The 22,527-nt window shown below is 29.7% G+C and carries 23 protein-coding genes; 8 read left to right on the top strand and 15 right to left on the bottom strand.

Features of this window, described 5'->3' with window-relative positions; all coding sequences use genetic code 11:
* Window positions 1–9: 9 nt before the first annotated feature.
* The 12 genes from Q0881_RS11180 to Q0881_RS11125 all read right to left on the bottom strand — a co-directional run bounded on the left by Q0881_RS11180 (window position 10) and on the right by Q0881_RS11125 (window position 10,739).
* Window positions 10–687, bottom strand: a complete 678-nt coding sequence (locus Q0881_RS11180; protein ID WP_299160186.1) for an SDR family oxidoreductase — start codon at window positions 685–687, stop codon at window positions 10–12.
* Complete coding sequence (locus tag Q0881_RS11175) at window positions 684–2,105, bottom strand: SDR family oxidoreductase (protein ID WP_299160183.1); 1,422 nt, start codon at window positions 2,103–2,105, stop codon at window positions 684–686. The genes Q0881_RS11180 and Q0881_RS11175 overlap by 4 nt, the downstream gene beginning before the upstream one ends.
* Entirely contained in the window at window positions 2,106–2,717 is a 612-nt protein-coding gene (locus tag Q0881_RS11170; protein WP_299160181.1) for a flavin reductase family protein, read from the bottom strand.
* Window positions 2,717–4,027, bottom strand: coding sequence for an AarF/UbiB family protein (locus tag Q0881_RS11165; protein WP_299160178.1), 1,311 nt, complete (start codon window positions 4,025–4,027; stop codon window positions 2,717–2,719). Before Q0881_RS11165 ends, Q0881_RS11170 begins: the two co-directional genes overlap by 1 nt.
* Complete coding sequence (locus Q0881_RS11160; protein WP_299160175.1) at window positions 4,024–4,677, bottom strand: TetR family transcriptional regulator C-terminal domain-containing protein; 654 nt, start codon at window positions 4,675–4,677, stop codon at window positions 4,024–4,026. The genes Q0881_RS11165 and Q0881_RS11160 overlap by 4 nt, the downstream gene beginning before the upstream one ends.
* 4 nt (window positions 4,678–4,681) lie before the next feature.
* The gene (locus tag Q0881_RS11155) at window positions 4,682–5,161 is read right to left on the bottom strand and encodes a TspO/MBR family protein (protein ID WP_299160173.1); all 480 of its coding nucleotides are present in this window, start codon (window positions 5,159–5,161) and stop codon (window positions 4,682–4,684) included.
* Window positions 5,148–5,849 (bottom strand): lycopene cyclase domain-containing protein, encoded by a 702-nt coding sequence (locus Q0881_RS11150; protein ID WP_299160171.1) that lies wholly within the window; start codon window positions 5,847–5,849, stop codon window positions 5,148–5,150. The genes Q0881_RS11155 and Q0881_RS11150 overlap by 14 nt, the downstream gene beginning before the upstream one ends.
* Window positions 5,846–6,292, bottom strand: coding sequence for a sterol desaturase family protein (locus Q0881_RS11145; RefSeq protein ID WP_299160170.1), 447 nt, complete (start codon window positions 6,290–6,292; stop codon window positions 5,846–5,848). Before Q0881_RS11145 ends, Q0881_RS11150 begins: the two co-directional genes overlap by 4 nt.
* Window positions 6,293–7,135: a squalene/phytoene synthase family protein gene (locus Q0881_RS11140; RefSeq protein ID WP_299160167.1), complete on the bottom strand. Its 843-nt coding sequence runs from the start codon at window positions 7,133–7,135 to the stop codon at window positions 6,293–6,295.
* A complete protein-coding gene (crtI, locus tag Q0881_RS11135; protein WP_299160165.1) occupies window positions 7,132–8,601 on the bottom strand; it encodes a phytoene desaturase family protein in 1,470 nt (489 codons plus the stop codon). Before crtI ends, Q0881_RS11140 begins: the two co-directional genes overlap by 4 nt.
* 77 nt (window positions 8,602–8,678) lie before the next feature.
* On the bottom strand, window positions 8,679–9,638 hold the full coding sequence (locus tag Q0881_RS11130) for a fasciclin domain-containing protein (RefSeq protein WP_299160162.1): 960 nt from the start codon (window positions 9,636–9,638) through the stop codon (window positions 8,679–8,681).
* A gap of 207 nt (window positions 9,639–9,845) precedes the next feature.
* Complete coding sequence (locus tag Q0881_RS11125; protein WP_299160159.1) at window positions 9,846–10,739, bottom strand: MerR family transcriptional regulator; 894 nt, start codon at window positions 10,737–10,739, stop codon at window positions 9,846–9,848.
* A 112-nt stretch (window positions 10,740–10,851) separates the two neighbouring features.
* Here Q0881_RS11125 and Q0881_RS11120 point away from each other — a divergent pair, with 112 nt between their 5' ends.
* A complete protein-coding gene (locus tag Q0881_RS11120; RefSeq protein WP_299160157.1) occupies window positions 10,852–11,802 on the top strand; it encodes a GSCFA domain-containing protein in 951 nt (316 codons plus the stop codon).
* 8 nt (window positions 11,803–11,810) lie between these two features.
* Here the strand turns inward: Q0881_RS11120 and Q0881_RS11115 are convergent, their stop codons facing one another.
* Window positions 11,811–12,125, bottom strand: coding sequence for a rhodanese-like domain-containing protein (locus Q0881_RS11115; RefSeq protein WP_299160156.1), 315 nt, complete (start codon window positions 12,123–12,125; stop codon window positions 11,811–11,813).
* 9 nt (window positions 12,126–12,134) lie between these two features.
* Window positions 12,135–13,883 (bottom strand): aromatic amino acid hydroxylase, encoded by a 1,749-nt coding sequence (locus Q0881_RS11110; RefSeq protein ID WP_299160154.1) that lies wholly within the window; start codon window positions 13,881–13,883, stop codon window positions 12,135–12,137.
* 117 nt (window positions 13,884–14,000) lie between these two features.
* Between Q0881_RS11110 and Q0881_RS11105 the strand changes: the two genes are divergently transcribed.
* The 7 genes from Q0881_RS11105 (at window position 14,001) to Q0881_RS11075 (ending at window position 21,522) form a co-directional block, all read left to right on the top strand.
* Complete coding sequence (locus Q0881_RS11105; protein ID WP_299160152.1) at window positions 14,001–14,774, top strand: M48 family metalloprotease; 774 nt, start codon at window positions 14,001–14,003, stop codon at window positions 14,772–14,774.
* A gap of 93 nt (window positions 14,775–14,867) precedes the next feature.
* Window positions 14,868–15,125, top strand: coding sequence for a hypothetical protein (locus tag Q0881_RS11100; protein ID WP_299160149.1), 258 nt, complete (start codon window positions 14,868–14,870; stop codon window positions 15,123–15,125).
* Between the two features lie 210 nt (window positions 15,126–15,335).
* Complete coding sequence (locus Q0881_RS11095) at window positions 15,336–17,594, top strand: T9SS type A sorting domain-containing protein (protein WP_299160147.1); 2,259 nt, start codon at window positions 15,336–15,338, stop codon at window positions 17,592–17,594.
* A 249-nt stretch (window positions 17,595–17,843) separates the two neighbouring features.
* On the top strand, window positions 17,844–19,361 hold the full coding sequence (gene gpmI, locus Q0881_RS11090) for a 2,3-bisphosphoglycerate-independent phosphoglycerate mutase (protein ID WP_299160145.1): 1,518 nt from the start codon (window positions 17,844–17,846) through the stop codon (window positions 19,359–19,361).
* A 10-nt stretch (window positions 19,362–19,371) separates the two neighbouring features.
* Entirely contained in the window at window positions 19,372–19,902 is a 531-nt protein-coding gene (locus Q0881_RS11085; protein WP_299160143.1) for a thioredoxin family protein, read from the top strand.
* A gap of 29 nt (window positions 19,903–19,931) precedes the next feature.
* Window positions 19,932–20,750, top strand: a complete 819-nt coding sequence (map, locus tag Q0881_RS11080) for a type I methionyl aminopeptidase (protein ID WP_299160141.1) — start codon at window positions 19,932–19,934, stop codon at window positions 20,748–20,750.
* Window position 20,751: 1 nt separating this feature from the next.
* A complete protein-coding gene (locus Q0881_RS11075) occupies window positions 20,752–21,522 on the top strand; it encodes a class I SAM-dependent methyltransferase (RefSeq protein ID WP_299160138.1) in 771 nt (256 codons plus the stop codon).
* On the opposite strand, the gene Q0881_RS11070 is transcribed toward Q0881_RS11075, so the two are convergent.
* A complete protein-coding gene (locus tag Q0881_RS11070) occupies window positions 21,519–22,493 on the bottom strand; it encodes an FAD:protein FMN transferase (RefSeq protein ID WP_299160135.1) in 975 nt (324 codons plus the stop codon). The two genes, Q0881_RS11075 and Q0881_RS11070, sit on opposite strands and share 4 nt — an antisense overlap.
* Between the last annotated feature and the right edge of the window lie 34 nt (window positions 22,494–22,527).

Genomic DNA, 22,527 nt, shown 5'->3' with positions numbered 1-22,527 from the left:
TTTCTTGTTTTAAATTTTTATACTTACTATTCCTGCATCTATAGGAATTATTTGCCCAGTCATTCCTGATGCCTTATCTGACAATAAATAACAGGCTAATTCTGCTACTTCTGCTGGTTCTAGAATTTTCTTTAACGGATGCCTTTGTTTCATTATTTCTAGCTGTTTTTCATTCCTCAATAACCTTCCTGCTAATGTTGTATTTGTTATAGTTGGTGCTATTGCGTTGAAACGTATTTTTGTAGCATACTCTGCTGCTAACGATTTTGTTAATCCTTCTATAGCAGATTTACTACATGCAATACTAGCATGAAATGGCATTCCTAGTTTTGAAGCTACAGTACTAAAAAAAACTACACTACTATTATTTTTAGACAATACCTCTTCATAGGCATGTATAGCTTTTATCGCCCCTTTTACATTTATATTAAAATCATTTTGAAAATCATCAAGAGTTAAGCGTTTAAATGGTTTTAAATTGATGTTTCCGGGGCAATAAACTAAACCGTGTATTTCTTCTAACAATGGTAATTCATCTGTTGTAACATCACATGTATAATGCATTATATTTGAATGATTTCCAGCTGAAGTTCTGCTTATATTTATAATTTTTGTTGTTTCTTTTAAGCTATCTACTATTGCCTTTCCAATACCTTTACTACCTCCTATTACCACAACTGTTTTCATACTTGTTCTTTTACTAAATTATTTATCATCCCTTTAAAAACAAATGCATGAAAAGGCAATACTGTATACCAATACATTCTTCCTAATATTCCTTTAGGTCTAAAAACTGCTCTTTGGTATAGTCTTCCTTTAATTATTTTAAACTCTAACCATGCTTCTCCTGGGAGTTTCATTTCTGCTAAAAGTAATAGTCTTTTATTTTTTTTATCTGCTAACAATACTCTCCAAAAATCTAACGCGTCTCCTGGTTCCAACTCCGTAGGATGTCTTCTTCCTCTACGCAAACCTACACCTCCAAAAAACGTATCAATATACCCTCTAACCTTCCATAAAAAATTGAACTTATACCAACCTTTTTTCCCTCCTATACTCCAAATATTTTCTAGTGTATTTGTTTCATTTGTAACTTCTCTACTTCTTATATCTTTAAAGCAACCATAATGTGGCAACTCGATATATTTGCTATATTCCTCTTTAAAAACACCACTTATTTTTGCATCCTTCCAACTAGATATCATTGAATTTTGTGCAATTTTCTTAAATGCTCTATCTACTGCTTTTTTATATGCAATTGGTTGTACATTTATTATTTCATTTATAGTACTTTCTTGTCCAATTACTTCTACCTTCATACTATCGACCAAGGTTTTTGCCAAATTAAAAGATGTTGAAGTAACAAAATACAACCAGTATGATGATAATTTTGGTGATAATACTGGTAATGTAATAATAAGACGTTTTAATCCTCTTGCTTCTGCAAACTGTAGTAGCATATCTTTATATGTTAATACTTCTGGTCCAAAAATATCATATGATTTATTATATACTTCTTTATTTAAAATCGCTTTGGTTAAATATGTTAATACATCTCGAATTGCTATAGGCTGCGTTTTTGTATACAACCACCTTGGAGCTATCATTAATGGTAATTTCTCTACTAAATCTCTTATAATTTCAAAAGATGCACTTCCACTTCCTACTACAATTCCTGCTCTAAATGTTGTTAAAGCATATTCTTTACTATTTAATATTTGCTCTACTTTGTATCTTGATTGTAAATGCTTTGACAATGAATTATCATTCACTATCCCACTTAAATAAATTACATGTTTACAAATTGTTTTCTCAACTAACTCTTTAAAAGTTATAGCACATTTCTCTTCTAAACTTTCAAAATCATTACTACTTGTAGACATTGAATGTATAAGATAATAAGCTACATCAATATCGTTTGGTAATTGATTCTTAGACTTAAGAAAATCTATTTCTAAAAAACTTATTTCACTTTGTTCTCTTAGCTCAAGCGGTATCCTATTTAAATCTCTCACACAACACACAAGTGTATGTCCTTCTTTTAGAAGAATTGGAATTATTCTTTTTCCTACATAGCCTGTTGTTCCTGTGATTAATATTTTCATCTATTTTGGTCTCTGATATGATAATCTTTTAAAGTCATTTCCTACAACATAAGAATCTAAACCATTAATTGCTGCAATATTCTCTTTTGAAAGATTTAAGAAACCATCTTCTGACAACATTGTTTCTTCAATATATAAATCAACTACTTCACCTAATACTAAAATTGTATCATTTGCTTTTATATAATATTCTTCTAGGTATTTCATTCCTAGTTGCAAAGGTGATTCCTTTACAAAAGGAGCATAAAAATTATTTTTATACTCTGGCGTTAAATTTGTTTTATCAAACTCAGATATTTCTGCTGAATATTTAGCTGAAGTATGATGTGCTTCTTCTATTATATCTTTACTTATTGCATTAATAGTGTAAGAACCTGTTTCCTTTATGTTATTATATGTATTTCTAACTACTGTTGTTGGGCGAACTACAAAACCTAAAATAGGTGGATTAGAACCATAATGCACCACAGAACTAAATACTGCTACATTAGTCGTACCTGTATTTGATTTTGTTCCTATTAAATTTGCCGATTTGTAACCCGAAATACTATTCATTAGGTTAATTTTATACAAATGCGGAAACGCTTCTATTTCTTCTCTCGTAATATGCATTACAGATTTTTAAAATTATTTATTTTAATTTCTTTCGAATTTAAATCGTGCATCAAATTATACAATCCAAAAAAGGTTCTATTTATGTATATAAAATGTTTAGAACCTCTATTACCATTCATTTTTCTTAACTCTGTACTCTTGGCATACTTCTGTCCTAAATCTGCTATTTTTCCAAAAAAATCATCATCAGAAAAATCAAACTCCTCTTTCTGAAATGGCTTTGTAAACAGGGATAGCATTTCATAAAAGAGTGCTTTAAAAAATGCTTTCTCTTCTTCAGAATCGTCTTTTCTTAAAATTTCAAGTTCATATAATTTACTTTCAAAAAAAGCTGGATTTTCTATATTCTCTTTCTTTGCTAATTCAAAGTATGGTACATAAAAACTCTGAGGTACTTCTTTCATACATCCAAAATCTATTACTATTAACTCCTCATTATCTGAAACTAAGAAATTTCCTGGATGCGGATCTGCATGTGCTTTTTTTAAAACATGCATTTGGTACATGTAAAAATCCCAAAGTGCTTGACCTAATTTATTTGCTTTTTTCTCATCACTATTTTTTTCTGTAAACTCAGATAAATGAATACCATCCATCCAATCCATGGTAAGAATTCTTTCTGATGAATATTCTTGGTAATATCTAGGGAATTTTAAATTTGGTATATGACTACACGCTTGAGCTATTTCATTACTTTGTTTTAATTCTAAAACATAATTTGTTTCTTCTAATAGTTTACTCTCTACTTCCTGAAAATATTCATCGGAACCTTCTCCTTTTATATTAAACATTTTCATAGCCATAGGTTTTACCATTGCTAAATCTGAAGAAATACTATTCGCTATTCCTGGATATTGAATTTTTACTGCTAATTTTTTATCTTTTACAGTTGCTTTGTGTACTTGACCTATACTAGCTGCATTTACCGATTCTTTAGTAAATGTATCAAAAACGTCTTCTGGTGTTTTCTTAAAATATTTTTTAAAGGTTTTAACTACTAAAGGGCCAGAAAGTGGTGGCACTGAAAATTGTGATAATGAAAATTTTTCTACATATGCATTTGGAAGTAGATTCTTTTCCATACTTAACATTTGAGCTATTTTTAATGCAGATCCTTTTAATTCTTTTAATCCGTCATAAATATCTTCGGCATTATCTTCATTTAATTTATTCCTAGCCTCTTCTTCAGTTTGCGTTAATTTATTACCATAATACTTAGCATAATTAACTCCTACTTTTATTCCTGTTGTTACAAGTTTGGTTGCTCTTTCTATTTTTGAAACCGGTATTTTATCTAATGTTTTCATACCGTTGTCATTTTTTCCTTCCACAAAAACTTCGCTAGGTCAATAACACTTTTTACTGGTGCTATTTGCTGTATATCGAAACTTGCTTTAACAGATTTTTCTATAAAAACATCTGTTTTTTCAAAATTTGACGATTCATCTTCTATCCAAAATTTAAGGATCATTAATAATTGAATCCAATAACCTTCTGAAATGGTTTTATCTTGAACTTTATTAATTTTATCATTTTTAAAATCAACTTTCTCTAGAGATATACCGTCTATGAATTTTATAAATTCGTTTCTTAGTTCCTTTAAAACCGAAAGTTTACTAAAGTCAAGCCTAATATCTTTTAACTGAAGCAGCACATAAGATCTATTAGCTGTTAATAGTTCAAAAAAAGTAAAATAGAAACTTAATAATTTTTCTTTAGACCCATAATCCTGATACGAATCAGTTTTATGCAGCATATGAATTGTTTCTTTTGCAAAAGTTTTAAAAATTACTTTTTCTAAACTTTCAAAACTTGAAAAAAATTTATAAAAATCTCCTTCCTCAAAATTATTATTCTTTGCAAATTCAAAAATAGAATGTGGTTTTCCTGACATTAAAACCGAATTCATATACCATTCTATAATTATTTCTGGCGATATTTTTTTCTTTCTAGTCATAATTTTAATTATTAAATACTACATAAGCGTTTAAACTTGTTGCTATTGTCATCCAAACCAAATAGGGTAAAATTAATAATGTATAGGCTTTCATTTTTTTGCAATATTCTATTGTAAAATATCCTATTAACAACCACAATCCTATTATTATAATTAATCCAAGTACCGTATAGTGCTGATTAAAAAAAAAGTAATTCCACATAACGTTCAAAATCCATTGAACCATGTATAAATACGCTATTAAAAAACCTCCTTGAGTTAGTTTAAACTTAAAACTTAAATTAGTCATGTAAAATGAAAAGCAAAACATAATAAAAAACCATGCTACTCCAAATACCCAGCTGGCAGGTGTCCAAGGCGCTTTATTTAAAGATTGATACCAATTTGTTTGTGGTCCATCATTCATTAACCAAACCCCAACAATTAGTGCTAAAAAATTTAAACTTAAAAAGACAACAAATCGAATTGTTTTACTGATTCCCATAGATTTTAGTTTTAAAAAAATTAAATATTAACTGTATTGAAAACAATAAGTTAAATGCATAAAACACATCTTCAAGGGGAATCGTAAATAATCGAACATTAATATTTTCTGAGTTATTGTACCATACAACTGGATTATCAATAAAGCTTCCTGTTAAAATTCCATTTACTATAAAAAATGGAATCAGAATTACTAGAAAACTTAGAAAATATTCTTGTAACGTAATCAAATGCTTTTTTAAACTATAAAGCATTATTGTTAAAAATAATAAAAAATTTACTGTTGTATAACTTTTGTCTAAATTAAAAATTAACAACCAAAAAGTTACTATTATTAATATACTACTTATAATAATTGTTACCGGTTTTGATAATTTTAAACTTGGTAAATAATACTTCAACATCTCATGTGTAAATAAACATGCATAAGGAATACAAAAGAAAAACATCCATTCTTCAATTGGCATTTTAAATATTTTAAAGGGTAAATGATAATTTTCATTAAAACCCCAAACTCCATGCTTTGTAAAAACTGCATCCCATATAATAAAAGGAACTGCCACTAAAAAAATACTTATAAATACAATTTTAGCATATTTAATAAAGTGTATTTTTTTCTCAAGTACACTATATAGTAAAGGAATACTTATACTTCCTAAATTTAATATTAAATACAGATAATTACTCATTGTACTTTTTTGAAATATTTAAACGGGACAAACAACATACCAAAGCACTCTCCTTCTTGTTTCCCTAAATGTTTATGATGAATTTTATGAGCTTTTCTTAAACCTCTTAAATACCTATTCTTTGTGTTTTTAAACCAATTAAACCTCCTATGTATTAAAACATCATGAATTAAGAAATACGCTATCCCATATAATAAAATCCCTAACCCAATAAAAAATAAAAAATTGAGTTCTGGTCTAATTCCAAAATAAAATAACAGCATACTTGGTATTGCAAAAACAACAAAAAATGCATCGTTTTTTTCAAACACATTTGGATAACCTGGTTGATGATGATCTTCATGTAAAAACCATCCAAAACCATGCATTACATATTTATGTGTACACCATGTAACACCTTCCATTAATATAAAAGTTAGAATTGAAATAGCGACAAACATCATTTAAATTAGATTTAATTTATATTTCACATAACTCCTTGCCAATAAATTAATTTTCATTGGGTTAGAAATCCTTATTCGCGTATCCATAATTTTTGAAGACGGCGTTGCTTTTAACTTCTTTAAAAGTTTTTTATAATATCTATACGCTATAAAAACTCCAAACTTTGCCTCAACTGGTAATTTTAAAACTCCGTTTTTAAAAGCATACTCAAAATCTTCTTCAATTTCTTTAATAATTAATTCTTTTGAGCTGTCATTTAATTTTTCCAAATTAATGTTAGGAAAATATGATCGGTTTAACACTTCATAATCATCTTTTAGATCTCTTAAAAAATTCACTTTTTGAAATGCCGAGCCTAGACGCATTGCTGCTTCTTTTAATTCATTGTAACGTTTATCATTTCCGTTTACAAAAACCTTTAAACACATTAACCCTACTACATCTGCAGAGCCATATATATATTCTTTATACTCTTCTTCTGTTGTGTATTCAGTTTTGTATAAATCTGCTCTCATACTTTTTAAAAAAGCTTGTACCAAGTCATCTGAAATACTATACATATTAACTGTATGAACAAACGAATTTAAAATAGGATTTAAACTAATACCTTCTTTTTTTGATAAGTAATAATCATTTTCAAACCTATTTAAAAGTTCTTCTTTATTATACTTATGAAAAGAATCTACGATTTCATCTGCAAAACGAACGAATCCATAAATATTATAAATAGCTACTCTAATTTTTGGGGATAACATTCTAGTTGCTAAAGAGAATGATGTACTATATTTTTGTGTAACTAATTTACTACACGAGTATGAAACTTCATCAAATAATTTTTTCATATTGGGTGGTTTTTTATAATTAAATCTGATGCTATTTTACCTGAAATTAATGAAGGTGGCACACCTGGTCCTGGAACTGTTAATTGTCCTGTAAAGAATAAATTTTTTACTTTTTTACTTTTTATTTTTGGCCTTAGAAATGCTGTTTGTGTTAATATATTTGCCAATCCATAGGCATTTCCTTTATAGGAATTATAATCGTCAATAAAATCATTAACACAATAACTCTCTTTAAAAATAATAAGTTCTTTTAAAGACTGTTGGGTTAATTTCTCTAACCTCTCTATTATAATATTAAAATATTCTTCTCTTATTTCTTGTGTATCTTCTATTCCTGGTGCTAAAGGAATTAAAAAAGTAGCTGCTTCTTTATTTGTTGGTGCAAAAGAACCATCTGTTACTGAGGGAAAACTTGCGTAAAACAGTGGCTCTTTTGGCCAACTGGGGTGATCATATATTGTTTTAGCATGTGCATCAAAATCTGTATCAAAAAACAATGTGTGATGACATACGTTTTGTAGTTTTTTACTAAAACCTACATAGAACAATAAAGATGATGGGGCAAAAACTTTCTTTTCCCAATATTTTTCAGAATATTGTTTAAACGCCTTAGGCAAAAGTGTTTCTGTATGATGGTAATCTGCTCCGCTTAAAATTACATCGGATGCTACAAAATCTCCATCTATTATTAACCCATTTGCCTCTCCTATTGAGGTTACAGAGATTTCTTCGACTGTAGCGTTAGTTTTAAACTGCACTCCTAATGAAACTGCTAAAGAAACCATTGCTTCTATAACTTTATACATTCCTTCTTCAGGATGCCAAGTTCCTAGAGAGAAATCGGCATAATTCATAAAATTATAAAAGGCTGGCGTATTGCTTGGTTTTGCACCCAAAAATAAAACTGGGAACTCTAATATTTGAATTAGTTTTTTGCTTTTTATTTTTTTTCTTACTTGTTTTCTAATTGTTGAAAAAAACTGTGTGATTTTTCCAATTGTAACTGGAGTAATTAACTCTAAAGGAGAGATTCCTGGCTTATAAACCAAATCATTTATAGATGCTTTATAGTTGTACTCTGCCGATTTTAAAAAGCTCTTTAAATGTTTTGAACTTCCTTTCTCCTCTTTTTCAAATACTTCATAAATTTCTTCTAAACTACCTGGAATTGTAATCGAGTCAAGAACATCAAAATACACTTGATAAGCCGGAGTTAATTTGTGTAACTGATAGTAATCTGAAGGTTTCTTGTTAAAATCAGAAAAGAATTTCTCAAAAACATCTGGCATCCAATACCAAGTTGGCCCCATATCAAAAGTAAAACCTTCTCTTTTATACTGTCGGGCTCTTCCTCCTATTGTTGAGTTTTTTTCATAAACCTCAACCTCATATCCCGCTTTAGCAAGATAACATGATGCTGCTAGCGATGAAAAACCCGAACCTATTATTGATATTTTTTTTTCCAATTTTTTTATATTTATAAATATAACTTAAAAAACAATAAATAAAAACAAAAACTACTTATTACCAGACACTTAAAAGTTTAAGGTAATAGAACACTATCTATTGCATGTATAACTCCATTTGTACTCTGAACATCTGTTATTGATATTACAACTGATTGCCCAGATGTTGTCTCTAACCTAGCTCCATTTGATAAATCAACAGTAACTTTTCCTCCACTAAACATGGTTATCTCTTGGTTATCTGTTAACTGACCTGATTGAACATTTCCTCCTGCGAAAACATGATATTTTAAAACTGCTTCTAATGTAGCTATCGGCACATCAGTTAATGAATTCCATGATGCATTGCTATCTAATAACGCTTGAAAAGCACTATTGGTTGGCGCAAAAACGGTATAAGGTCCTGCCATTTTTAATAAAGAAACAAAATCTGTTGTATGCCTACTATCAGTTAATGCCGCTACTAAAGAAGTAAAACCACTATTGTTTAATGCTAATGTTACTACATCAGCTGGCAACATAACTTTATCTATAATATGTATTACTCCATTTGTTACTGAAATGTCTGTAGTAATGGGCTTAGAATCACCATTAAACTCAACTGCACCTGTAACCTCTACTTGTAAAGACAACGCTTTATCATTTGGACCAGTTGCCAATGTACTTACATAAGTATCAGACAAATCAGCTGCCATTACCTTATTACTAAGGACATGAAATAACAAAACTTTTTTTAAGGTTTCTACTGGAATATCATCCAATGAATTCCAAGAATTATTAGAATCTAACAAATCCTGAAAAGCTTTATTAGTTGGTGCAAAAACCGTAAAAGGACCTTCTGCTTGTAAAGCTGAAACTAAATCTGCTTTCTGAAGAGCAGTTACCAAAATACTTAAATCTGATGTTTTTATTGCCTTTTGCACAATATCATCATTATCAATTATTGGATCATCATCACTACAGGATGTAAATAAACAAATACTTAGAAATAAAACTAAGAAGAAGGGTATCTTCGATAAACTTTTTTTAAAAAACATAATTGTATTGTTTAATTAGTGCTTACTCTTATTTTTCAGTCTGCTTTTCTGCTTTCTCAGACTTTTGTTTAACTTTTATAATTAAATGATAAACAAAATTAGTTTTGATAAAAAAATAGTTTTGCTTAACAAAACACAATTCAAAACTACAAATAATGTTTAACAAAAACAAATAATTGTTAAACAAAATAAATTTTATTAAAAAAATTACAACTTATTAAGTAACTCTATTACTGAAGGATAGATAGAAATATTTGACTGAAAATCAACCCCAACTACATCCATAGCCTTTTTACCAACAGCCAATAATTCATGATCAGTATTTTTTAAAACATCTTCTATTTCATAAAAATAATCAACCACTTTATCATCATATGGACGAACTGTCATAGAAGTAACAAAACAGACCTTTGATTTACTTTCAAAAAAATGACTCAAATTACTCAACGGCAAACTCTGCCCTAAATAAATAGTTTGAAACCCTCTTAAAACAAGTTCATAATTTAAATACATTAAACCTAATTCATGCACCTCATTTTCTGGCAAAAACAACACATAAGTTTTATCTACATTAACTACCGAATGCTCTAAGTTTTCTATATTTATTTGAATTTTTTGAATTATTAAATTAGACACAAAATGCTCATGAGCTGGCAACAACGTATCTGTTTGCCATAACAACCCAATGTGATTTAAAAAAGGAACAAAAACATCTTTAAATATATTTCTAAATGTTTTTTTATGAAGAAGTTTATTATAAGTATTATTAAATAAAACTTTATCAAATTGAAACATTGCTATTTTAAAAGAATTAATAGCCTCATCATTTACCGCATACTTAAAAGCCAATTCCCTAGCATTTACTTTTATTTGATCATTACTCATCATAGCAATCTTAGAAATTTTAAAATTATGCTTATTAAGAAGCACTACATTTAATAATTTCATTAAGCTTTCAGATGAATAATATCGAATATTTGTATTTGTTCTATTCGGCTCTAATAAGTTATATCTTTTTTCCCATATCCTAATGGTATGCGCTTTAATCCCTGAAATATTTTCAAGGTCTTTAATTGTAAATATGCTTTTTATATTGTTCAACTTATTTTAGATAATAATAAACAAATATAGTTAATTTAAAATAAACCAATTAAATCGACAAGATTTTAAATTAACTATATTTATTTTTGGATTATCAAATAGCATTCTTTTTATGATACTATCAACACAAATTCCTGTAAAAAAAAATCCTCATAATCAAATTGATTACAATTCTGAATTGATCTTAATTGGTTCTTGTTTTACAGAAAATATTGGTAAAAAACTTAATTATTATAAATTTAAATCCAATCAAAACCCTCTAGGAATTCTATTTCACCCTAAAGCTATTGAATGTTTAATTACGAATGTTATAAATGAAAAACAATATTCTGAAAGTGATGTTTTTTTACAAAATGAAAGATGGCATTGTTTTGATGCTCATTCTAGCCTAAGTGCTACAAATAAAACTGAATTATTAAACACAATAAACAATAGAATAAATTCAACACACCAACAACTAAAAAAAGCATCTCATATAATCATTACCTTGGGGACATCTTGGGTTTATAGACATATTTCTTCTGATAAAATTGTTGCGAACTGCCATAAAATCCCTCAAAAAATATTCTCAAAAGAAATTTTATCAGTTGATGAAATTACCGAAAACTTAAGTGCTATAAATAGCCTTATTAAATCTGTAAATAAAAAAATCTCAATAACCTATACTGTTTCTCCTGTTCGTCATTTAAAAGATGGGTTCATAGAAAATCAACGTAGCAAATCACATTTAATTTCCGCAGTTCATCAAGTTATTGAACCTAGAAAAAATATTCATTATTTTCCTTCTTATGAAATTATGATGGATGAATTAAGGGATTATAGATTTTATTCTGAAGATATGATTCATCCTAATAAAACTGCGATTAACTATATATGGGAAAAATTTTGCGCTACATATATTTCAGATGAAGCTCTAAAAACAATGCAAGAAATTGAAACTATTCAAAGAGGGCTGAATCATAAGCCTTTCAATCCTAAATCTGAAGCACACCTTAAATTCTTAAATAATTTACAACAAAAAAAGGAAACACTTCAAAAAGCATTTCCTTTTATTAAATTTTAACTTCAATATTATTTAACTAAGAATTGATCTACATTTTGCCACGGACCTCCATTAATCACATCAATCCCTTGGTTTTGTAAAAATTGCATAGCTTGTCCACTTCTACCTCCACTCTTACACACTGCAATTACGGGTTTATTCCAAGATTTAATTTCTTCTACATTTAACGGAACTACTGTTAATACAATATGTTTAGCACCTTCAGAATGTCCTTCATTCCATTCTGCTAAAGTTCTAACATCTAAAACTACCGCTCCTTTATTTAAATATTCTTGTATTTCGTTCGTCATATCTTTCTTCCTAAATAAATTTAATAATCCCATTTGTTTTTATTATTCTTGAGACAACAAATGTAATCCGTTTTCTATTAAAGTACTGTAACTCTTGTTACTTTTTAAATTTTCTAAGTGATTTCTTAATTCATTCTTAAGGCTATAATTGTTTTCTATGGCTAATTCATACAATTCTAATACCAGTAACCAATCTTGAGAAAACTCCACTTTTAAAACATTAAAAATCGATTGTATTTTTTCTTCTGTGACTATACTTTTTTCTCGAATATTTCTAATCTCTCCATATAACTTATATAGTCTCTTTTGCGAATCACTGTATACAATTTTATCTGTTTTAGTCTCAGAAACCTTACCAATATTCTCAAAAGAATCAACATCTGCTGGGCCCGAATAAGCAGACACCAACTCCTTACCAATTGCCATATCATAAATACCCCATTCTGGATTAAATAAAATTTGATCCTTATACGTAACCGTACACTCTTTTAATGAAACAATTAAAATCTTCCCTCTTAAATCCCGAGTACCAGTAATTACTTTTCCTTTTACCTCTACACCACTCTCAAACTCTAAGGTCATTTCTTCACCTTCGTAAATTCCATAAGCCTTTAAATCACGTGGACTCATATCTTCAATATGCAAATTAATTCCTTTTAATTTACCTACCGGACTTCCAAAACCTTCAGCATGATAGTTAATTCCGTGCCCTATTAATTCTTTATCTCTATTTGCTAAAGCTGTTGGCCCTGTTGTTTGTATATAAGCTACTTTACCTTTTTTATCTTCAATAACATTTGTAAATGTTCCTGAAACTTGTATTCCAGTACTTAATTCAACAGTTCCTAAACTTTTAGAATCTATTAATTTTTTTACTCCTTTTAACCCTCCATTTCTAAGCGCCATGGTATTGGCAAATTCATTTAAGACTAAACTTAAATAAGCAAAGTTTGGAGTTACAAATAATTGTGGTTGCGGTTTTGTAATATCAAAACTAACATTTGCTGCCTCTATTGAATAGGGTACTTTTTTCACTTCATTTTGCATACACCACTTACTTTCTCCTATTGAAGACAATAGACCTGCTCCATAAATCTTAGGATCATCAAGCTCTCCAATCAAACCATATTCAACAGTCCACCAATGTAGATTTCTAATTTGAGCCATCTCAGACATTTCTCCCATATTATCTTGTAACCACTCTACTTTTTCTTGTGCTTCATCTACTTCTTTTTGAGTCGAATTTGGATTCTCTTTCAATATAGATAACAATCGAATCGCTTCATACATTTCATAATCTTTAGCAGATGAAATTGCTTTTGAACCTATTTCTCCAAATCGACGTAAATACTCAGAGTATTCAGGGTTTGCAATAATTGGAGCATGTCCTGCCGCTTCATGTATAATATCTGGTGCTGGTGTATATGCTATATGATCAATGGTTCGCATATCTGAAGCTATTACTAAAACATTATATGCTTGAAATTCCATAAAAGCATTTGGGGGGATAAAACCATCAACCGAAACTGCCGCCCATCCAATCTCTTTTAAAATACGATTCATTCCTTCCATTTGAGGAATGTACTCAACAGAAATACCAGTTTTCTCTAATCCGTTTATATATGAAGAATGAGCTACTCGTCCTAAATAATCAACATTCATTCGCATTACATAACGCCAAACTGCTTGGTTTTGCGCTGTATATTCTTCATAAGGTTGCTTTACCACGAATTTATGTAAATGCTTAGGTAATTTTTTAGTGATTTCGTTTAACTCAAAATGAGACTCCATATTGTTGTTTGTTTTGCTTGGTAAATTTAAGTTTTTTCTAGTTTACAAAAAATCGATATTCGTTAAATTATATATTTTGTATATTTACTTTTATCACAAAAAATCAAAAAAGAAAACATGAGGAATCGGGGGAGTTTAAAAATTAGACTTTTAATTGGTGCTGCTATAGCATTATTCGCTTTAGTAAAGTATTGTTCAAGTGCAGAAGTCAATCCATATACTGGTAAAAAACAACATATTTCTATTTCTCCTAAACAAGAAATAGCTATTGGTTTAAGTAGCGCCCCTCAAATGGCTCAACAACATGGAGGTCTATATCCTAGTCAAAAATATCAAGCCCTAGTAGATCAAATTGGTAAAAAATTAGTAGATAATAGCATTGCAAAACAATCTGGATATCCTTTTGACTTTCATTTATTAAAAGATGAAAAAGCTATAAATGCATTTGCTTTACCTGGAGGACAAATATTTATCACTTTTGCATTATTCTCTAAATTAAAAAACGAAGATCAATTAGCTGGAGTTTTAGGACATGAAATTGGCCATGTTATTGGACGTCATTCAGCAGCTCGTATGGCAAAACAAGATTTAACCCAAGGTATATTATCTGGTGCCGCTGTTGGTTTTGATCCAAGTACAGCTCAGGGAATGGCAGCAATTGCCAATGTAATTAACATGAAATATGGTAGAGGTGATGAATTAGAAAGCGATGATTTGGGTGTTAAATTAATGGTCGATGCAGGCTATAATCCTGAAAGTTTAATTGGAGTTATGGAGATTTTAAAAGCTGCTGCTGGTCCTAATAGAACACCTGAATTTCAAAGTACACATCCTGATCCAGAAAATAGGATTGAAAAAATTAAAGAGGCTATTCGCAAATACAAAAAATAAATTTTCAAAATGCTTTTAGTTTTCTAAAAGTATTTTTTTTGTAACATTTACTGGAAAATAACAACTTATTATTACAACCTAAAATTAATAGCTATGAGTTTTGGAGGTGCAGTATCTGCAATGATAACTAGTTTAAAGAATAATAAAAGAATACGTGTTTCAGCTTTTGAAAAAACTAAAGGCTATGGAAATGATTCTAATATAAAATTACATTTTAACAAGGAAGCCTCCCAAAAACAACTTCTTGAAATCAAAAAAAAGGTTCAAAATGAGAACAGACTATCTTTAATTAAGAAAATTGTATTCTTTATTCTCTTTTTCTCGTGTTTAGTATATTTCATCTATTTCTAATATTCTAGAAAACGTTAAAAACGAATTTGCAATAACAAAAAAATAAAGAGGCTCAACCCTCCCTTCAACAATCTTCTAATTAAAAACTTATATGATGTATTTTTTTCAAGCTTATAATACGCAAAAGATCAATCATATTAAATATTAAATAACAACTAATTTTCTTTTAAAGTAAACTAGTATATTTGGCTTTTCATACCCCCCTTAATTATGAAAAAAAGAATATCTATTCTCCTTATCCTATGTTGCTCTTTAGCTACATTTTCACAAAAAACAAATTATTATGTTTCTAACAAATCTGGTAACGACGATAATAATGGACTTAGTCAACAAACAGCCTTTAAAACCTTAAAAAAAGCACTTAATAGCTTTAACAATGATGGTGGTACTTGCTACATAACAGAAGGTACTTATCATGAAAACATTACCGTATCTGGTAAAAAAAACATTACACTTACAAATTACAACGACAAAAGAGTTGTTATTGACGGAACAAGAACTATTTCTTCAAATGCAGGTGATTGGAAATTATCACAAGGAAGAGATAATATTTACGAGATTCAACTAACACAAGACATATGGCAGTTATTTATAAATAACGAACAACAAGTAATGGCTCGATGGCCGAATGCTCAATTTAAAGATCAATCTGTTTTCAATCAAAATTTGTGGGCAAAAGGTAAAAAAGAAAGCACTAATGGCCACATGATTGTTAACTCAGATAGTAATAATCCTGATTTAGCTTCTATTTCAAAAAATTTAACTGGTGCTATGATGGTAGGTAACGTTGGTTCTTGGACTTCTTACGCTAGAGAAATAACTTCACATAACAATGGAAGTAGCATTTTTGATTACGGAACTGTTCCTAATTTTAAAAATAATCATATCTATTTTTATTTAGAATGTCACCTAGATTTACTTGATACTGAAAACGAGTGGTTTTATGATAAAGACACAAAAAAATTGTATGTATACGGTAACCCTACAGGAAAAAATATAAAAGGAAAAGTACAAACGTATGCATTGTCTTTTAAAGAGTCATCTAATATTACCTTTAAAGGCTTGTCTTTTTTCGCTACAACTATAGCAATGTCTCAATCTAAAGAATCAACGATAGAAGAATGTACATTTTCGTTTCCTAGTTGCTCTGAAAGAATGCTTAAAAGTGAAGGTACTCCAAAAGCTACAGCTTTAGAAGCAAAACAACCTCATTCTACAGGGAAATTTACAATTAAAAAAACATTGTTTGAGCATATTGATGGCGAAGCTATGTTCTTAAAAGGTACTCACAACACTATTGAAAACTGTTATTTTCAATATATAGATTATTCATGTGCTTCAATTAGATACAACAATAATACCTTAGTTGGCTTAGGTGGATATTTTTCTATGAAAAACTCAACAATGCATACTACTGGTGCTTCAGAAACTATTAATTCTAGACATGTTCCCTATGAGTTTTCATATAATGACATCTCTAAAACTGGATTAGTGCAAAGTGATGGAGCAATTTATAGCATAAGTAGAGGTAACAAAAGAGGTTCTAGAATCCATCATAACTGGTTACATGATAGTCGAAAAACAGGAATTCGCTATGATGCTCCATTTAACCAGTCTGCAATTGGAGGAACTCATGCTATTGTTGACCATAATGTTATTTGGAATTGCTCTAAAGGAATGATGATAAAAGGAAACTTCCATCACATATATAACAATACCGCTTTTAATAATGGTAGCATTGATCTTACAATTATTAATGAAGGAATGACTGATCCAAACGATGCTTCTCAAAAAATATATTCAAATCCAGCAACGATAACTCGTAATAACTTAGCCGGTAAAATATCTGGCCATAGAAGAACTCCTGTAAATGCAGGCCCATCAAGTGAAATCCCAGGAGTTGTTAATAATAATATTTATTCAGAAACATCAACAGCCTTAAATATAAAAGCTCTTTTGGAAGATGCAGACAGCAGGAATTTCTCTCCTAAAGCTACTTCTACCGAGCTTATAAATACAGGTATGGTTGATGATTCAACTCCGACTGACCCTGAAATTAACGCAACAACTCCTATAACTGACGACTCTGTTAATTTACCAGATATCGGAGCTTATGAATTTAATGGGAATAAATGGGTTGCTGGAATTTATGACTGGACTCCCGATTTTTTTCCTTGGAAAGATTGGAATTCATTAGGCTCTGTAGATCCTACACCTCCATTAAATAGTAACGAAGCAATAAAAATATCACCGAACCCTTCAAACGGATTAATTACAATTGAATCTAATATTCATCAAATTATTAGTGTTCTAATCACAAACTCTATTGGACAAATAATTCTACAAGAGGATTCTATCAATCTTAATGAAAAGAATTACGATATAAAAAATGTATCCAGCGGATTATATTTAGTATCCATCACTATAAAAAACGGAAGAAATATTCGTAAAAAAATAATCATAGAATAACAATCTTACTTTAAAATAATTTTATAAAAAACACAGTTAGGAATTATATTTGACTGTGTTTTTCCTTTAATAAAATCTAGCTTCAATTATTTATTATATCATTTGGATCTGTAATTTCTAAAATCGACTAACAAAAAACAGTTTATTATTTCTTTTTTCCATACCTAATTTACTCTTCGTAATCGATTTCGTTAAATTCTGAATTTAAGCTAAAAATCTTTCTTATTTTTACTGTTCAATTTTTTTCACATGAACAAGAAAGTAATTTTAATGATATTGGATGGCTGGGGAATAACCCAAGACCCAAAAGTATCTGCTATATACAATGCAAAAACACCCTATATAAATTCACTCTACACTAAATTCCCACATGCAGAATTGCGCACAGATGGAGAACATGTAGGTTTACCTAAAGGACAGATGGGAAACTCAGAAGTAGGTCATATGAATTTAGGTGCTGGTAGAATTGTATATCAGAATTTAGCTAAAATAAACAAGGCTGTAAACGAAGGCACATTAGCACAAGAAAAAGAATTACAAAATGCTTTTTATTATGCCAAAAAGCATAATAAAAATGTCCATTTTTTAGGACTGGTTTCTAATGGTGGTATTCATTCTCATATTAATCATTTAAAAGGATTACTTGAAGCTGCAAACAAGCAAGAACTTAAAAATGTTTATTTACATGCTTTTACCGATGGTCGTGATTGCGACCCTAAATCGGGTAAATATTTCATAAACGACATTCAAGAGCATATGCAAAAGACTACTGGAGAACTAGCTTCAATTACAGGTAGATATTATGCTATGGATCGTGATAATCGATGGGAAAGAGTACATTTAGCCTATGATGCATTGGTTAATGCAAAAGGTGCTTTTTCAACAAATGCAACAGAAAGCATTCAGCAAAGTTACGATAGTGATGTTACCGACGAGTTCATTAAACCAATAATAATGGTTGATGAAAATAACCAGCCAAAAACAACAATTAAAGAAGATGATGTAGTTATTTTCTTTAATTTTAGAACAGACAGAGGTCGCCAGCTAACAGAAGCCTTAAATCAAAAAGATTTTCCTGAGTTTGAAATGAAAAAACTGCCTCTATATTTTGTTACGATGACTAATTACGACGAGACATTTAACAAAATTCATGTAATATATAACAGTAATAACATAGAGAATACTTTAGGAGAAGTTTTAGAGTCTGCTAATAAAAAACAAATTAGAATTGCTGAAACAGAAAAATATCCGCATGTTACATTTTTCTTTTCAGGTGGTAGAGAACAAGAGTTTAAAGGTGAAAAACGTTTATTATGTCCATCTCCAAAAGTAGCTACTTACGATTTACAACCTGAAATGAGCGCTTATGAAATTCGTGATTCAATTATTCCTGAATTAGAAAAAGGAGAAGTAGATTTTGTGTGTTTAAACTTTGCAAATGGAGATATGGTTGGTCATACTGGAATTTTCGAAGCAGCAGTTAAAGCATGTGAAACGGTAGACGACTGTGTTAATGACGTTGTAACATCTGCTTTAGATAATGATTATACGACCATTTTAATTGCCGATCATGGCAATTGTGAAACTATGATTAATCCAGATGGAACACCACATACAGCACACACAACGAACCCAGTTCCTATGATTTTAATTGACAAAGATTTAAAGTCGATTAAAAATGGTGTATTGGGTGATATTGCACCAACTGTATTACGACTAATGGGAGTAGATCAACCTAAAGAAATGACACAACACTCACTTATTTAAAACAATAACAATGAAAAAAATCTTATATATACTTATTGCAGCTTTTGTAATTTCATGTGCTTCTACACCTAAACAAACAGTAACAAAAGATAAAGATGGAAATTTAGTAGGTATTGCTACAAAAAAAGATTTTCAACAAGAACCATACGGTTCTGAATGGTTTAATGACTTTTATAGCTATTACGAAACTGATCAAAACACTATCAATAAATTAAAACCATATTTAAAAGACATAAAAATTAAAGGTTTTATGGGAACTTGGTGTGGAGATAGTCAACGAGAAATTCCTAATTTTTATAAACTATTAGATGAAGCAGAATTCAATTATAAAAACTTAGAATTAGTAACTGTTAATCGTAGTAAAGAAGCCAATGGATTAGAAAAAGGATTTAATGTTCTTAGAGTTCCAACTTTTATTTTTTATAAAAACGGAAAAGAAATTGGTCGTTTTGTAGAACATGCAGTTGATGATAGCACAATTGAAGATGATATTTTAAAAATAGTTTCTGGTCAATCATACACACATCCGTATCAAAAATAACCGTAAATTTGCGCTTCAATATTTTTAACATGATCAAATCAAAAACTAGAGAGGAAATAGAATTAATGCGCGAAAGTGCATTGGTAGTATCAAAAACTTTGGGAATGCTTGCTAAAGAAGTAAAACCTGGAGTAACTACTTTATATCTTGATAAACTTGCAGAAGATTTTATTCGCGAGCAAGGTGCTATTCCTGGTTTTTTAGGCCTTTATGACTTTCCAAACACACTTTGCATGAGTCCAAACTCACAAATTGTACATGGAATCCCAAACAATACTCCTTTACAAGAAGGAGATATTATTTCTATTGATTGTGGTGCTATTAAAAATGAATTTTATGGAGATCATGCTTACACTTTTGCTGTAGGTGAAATTGCTCCAGAAACTCAAAAATTATTAGACATTACCAAAGAAAGTTTATATGTTGGTATTCGTGAATTAAAGGTAGGAAATCGTGTAGGCGATGTTGGTTTTGCAATTCAAAATTTCACTGAAAAAAACGGTTATGGTGTTGTTCGTGAATTAGTAGGTCATGGATTAGGAAAAGTAATGCATGAAGACCCTGAAATGCCAAATTATGGACGTAGAGGTCGTGGTAAAAAATTTATTGAAGGTATGGTTGTTGCCATTGAACCAATGACAAACATGGGTACTCATAAAATATTACAACACAAAGACGGATGGACAATTACTACTTTAGATGGTAAACCTTCTGCCCACTTTGAACACGATGTTGCTATTGTTGATGGTAAACCAGAATTACTTTCTACTTTTAAATATGTAAATGAAGCTTTAGGTATTGAAACCAATGAAGAAGATGAATTTAGACAACAACCTTTAGTTTTATAAAGTGTCGTTATTTAAAGCCATATTAAACACAATACCTAGACCTATTTTAATAAAAGCAAGTTATTGGGCACGCCCAATTATAGCTTGGTGGTTAAAAGGTGATAATTTTACGGATCCTATTGACGGTAAATCTTTCCGTAAGTTTTTACCTTATGGTTATGGCATACAACGAGAAAATGCATTATCACCTTCAACATTATCATTAGAAAGGCATCGTTTATTATGGCTGTATTTGCAAAATGAGTCTAAATTTTTCTCTTCTGAAAAAAAATTAAAAGTATTACATATTGCCCCAGAACAATGTTTTTTAGACATTTTCAGAAAGCAAAAAAACCTAGATTACATTACTTCTGATCTAGAATCGCCAATAGCAGATGTAAAAGCAGATATTTGCGATTTACCATTTGAAGACAATTCATTTGATGTAGTTTTTTGCAATCATGTTTTAGAACATATTCCAAATGATACTAAAGCAATGCAGGAACTCTATAGAGTTATGAAAAGTGGCGCTTTTGGTATATTTCAAATTCCTCAAGATTTAAGTAGGGAAGTTACTTTTGAAGATGATACCATTACCGATCCAAAAGAACGCGCTAAAATATTTGGACAATACGATCATGTTCGCGTATATGGACGAGATTATTTTAATAAACTTCGTTCTATTGGGTTTCATGTAGATGAAATAGATTTTACAAAAAAAATCGCTCTAGAAAAACTAGAACGATTTGCTTTAATGAAAGGCGAAATTTTACCTGTTTGTTTCAAGAATTAATTTACAAACTCTTGTATTTTATTATTTTCATCGTTATACAATAACACTACTTTTATTTGAGCATGCTCTTTTAAAAATTCTTTCGTTTTTTCCAATCCCATAGCTAAAAAAGCAGTAGCATAAGCATCTACATCTGCACAATCTCCTTTCATACGAACAGAAACACTTAATAAGTTACTTTCTTGAGCTAATCCTGTTTTTGGATTTACAGTATGGACTATTTTCTCTCCTTTAGCATTCATTTTATATTTTCTATAATTACCCGAAGTAGCCATGGATTCATCTATTAAATTAATTTCTTTCTGAATAGATCTAGTGCCATCGATATTAGGCTTTTCAATTGCCACTATCCATGGCTTACCCTGCTTATTTCCTCTAGCTCTAATTTCGCCACCTATTTCAACAATGTAATTTTGAATATTATTACTCTCTAAGAATCGTCCAATAACATCAACTCCGTACCCTTTTGCAAAAGCATTAACATTAAATTCAATATTAGAATTATCTCTATAAACTCTTCTTTCTTTAAGCTTTACTTTGTCAAAGCCTACACCATTCATAAGTTCTTCTATCTCTTCTTTAGACAAATCTTTTCGTTCTTTTCCAGAACCAAAACCATATGCATCAATTAATCTACCAATAGTAGGATCAAAATACCCATCTGTTTCTTTATATATTTTTTTAGCTTTATTAAAAACTTCAACAAAAAAATCATCAACCACTACTGTACTATCTCCTTTATTTATTTTAGAGATATCAGAAGTAGGAATATATGTTGACAACGATTTATTTATTAAAAAGAATAAACTATCTATTGATTTTTGATGATTTATCTTGTTTAGATATGTTATATGATAAGTAGTTCCAAAAACAAACCCTTCTAACTTGGTCTTGTTTATCTCTTTATCTTGCTTACATCCAACAAGAAAAAACACCATTATACTTATTGTGTAAATTATTTTTTTTAACATCTTTTTAATTTAATCACAAAAATAATTCTTTCTT

The organism is uncultured Tenacibaculum sp., from assembly GCF_947494125.1.
Taxonomy (GTDB): domain Bacteria; phylum Bacteroidota; class Bacteroidia; order Flavobacteriales; family Flavobacteriaceae; genus Polaribacter.
The sequence above is the reverse complement of the archived record's forward strand: the minus strand, read 5'-3'. Positions and strand labels throughout refer to the sequence as shown.

Excerpts from the sequence above, each read along its gene's own strand:
- Q0881_RS11095 (WP_299160147.1), top strand. The coding sequence starts at position 15,336 with ATGAAAAAAAGAATATCTATTCTCCTTATCCTATGTTGCTCTTTAGCT.
- Q0881_RS11150 (WP_299160171.1), bottom strand. The coding sequence starts at position 5,849 with ATGAGTAATTATCTGTATTTAATATTAAATTTAGGAAGTATAAGTATT.
- map (WP_299160141.1), top strand. The coding sequence starts at position 19,932 with ATGATCAAATCAAAAACTAGAGAGGAAATAGAATTAATGCGCGAAAGT.
- Q0881_RS11120 (WP_299160157.1), top strand. The coding sequence starts at position 10,852 with ATGATACTATCAACACAAATTCCTGTAAAAAAAAATCCTCATAATCAA.
- Q0881_RS11085 (WP_299160143.1), top strand. The coding sequence starts at position 19,372 with ATGAAAAAAATCTTATATATACTTATTGCAGCTTTTGTAATTTCATGT.
- gpmI (WP_299160145.1), top strand. The coding sequence starts at position 17,844 with ATGAACAAGAAAGTAATTTTAATGATATTGGATGGCTGGGGAATAACC.
- Q0881_RS11070 (WP_299160135.1), bottom strand. The coding sequence starts at position 22,493 with ATGTTAAAAAAAATAATTTACACAATAAGTATAATGGTGTTTTTTCTT.
- Q0881_RS11160 (WP_299160175.1), bottom strand. The coding sequence starts at position 4,677 with ATGACTAGAAAGAAAAAAATATCGCCAGAAATAATTATAGAATGGTAT.
- Q0881_RS11175 (WP_299160183.1), bottom strand. The coding sequence starts at position 2,105 with ATGAAAATATTAATCACAGGAACAACAGGCTATGTAGGAAAAAGAATA.
- Q0881_RS11105 (WP_299160152.1), top strand. The coding sequence starts at position 14,001 with ATGAGGAATCGGGGGAGTTTAAAAATTAGACTTTTAATTGGTGCTGCT.
- Q0881_RS11115 (WP_299160156.1), bottom strand. The coding sequence starts at position 12,125 with ATGGGATTATTAAATTTATTTAGGAAGAAAGATATGACGAACGAAATA.
- Q0881_RS11110 (WP_299160154.1), bottom strand. The coding sequence starts at position 13,883 with ATGGAGTCTCATTTTGAGTTAAACGAAATCACTAAAAAATTACCTAAG.
- Q0881_RS11100 (WP_299160149.1), top strand. The coding sequence starts at position 14,868 with ATGAGTTTTGGAGGTGCAGTATCTGCAATGATAACTAGTTTAAAGAAT.
- Q0881_RS11145 (WP_299160170.1), bottom strand. The coding sequence starts at position 6,292 with ATGATGTTTGTCGCTATTTCAATTCTAACTTTTATATTAATGGAAGGT.
- Q0881_RS11165 (WP_299160178.1), bottom strand. The coding sequence starts at position 4,027 with ATGAAAACATTAGATAAAATACCGGTTTCAAAAATAGAAAGAGCAACC.
- Q0881_RS11130 (WP_299160162.1), bottom strand. The coding sequence starts at position 9,638 with ATGTTTTTTAAAAAAAGTTTATCGAAGATACCCTTCTTCTTAGTTTTA.
- Q0881_RS11155 (WP_299160173.1), bottom strand. The coding sequence starts at position 5,161 with ATGGGAATCAGTAAAACAATTCGATTTGTTGTCTTTTTAAGTTTAAAT.
- Q0881_RS11180 (WP_299160186.1), bottom strand. The coding sequence starts at position 687 with ATGAAAACAGTTGTGGTAATAGGAGGTAGTAAAGGTATTGGAAAGGCA.
- Q0881_RS11170 (WP_299160181.1), bottom strand. The coding sequence starts at position 2,717 with ATGCATATTACGAGAGAAGAAATAGAAGCGTTTCCGCATTTGTATAAA.
- Q0881_RS11140 (WP_299160167.1), bottom strand. The coding sequence starts at position 7,135 with ATGAAAAAATTATTTGATGAAGTTTCATACTCGTGTAGTAAATTAGTT.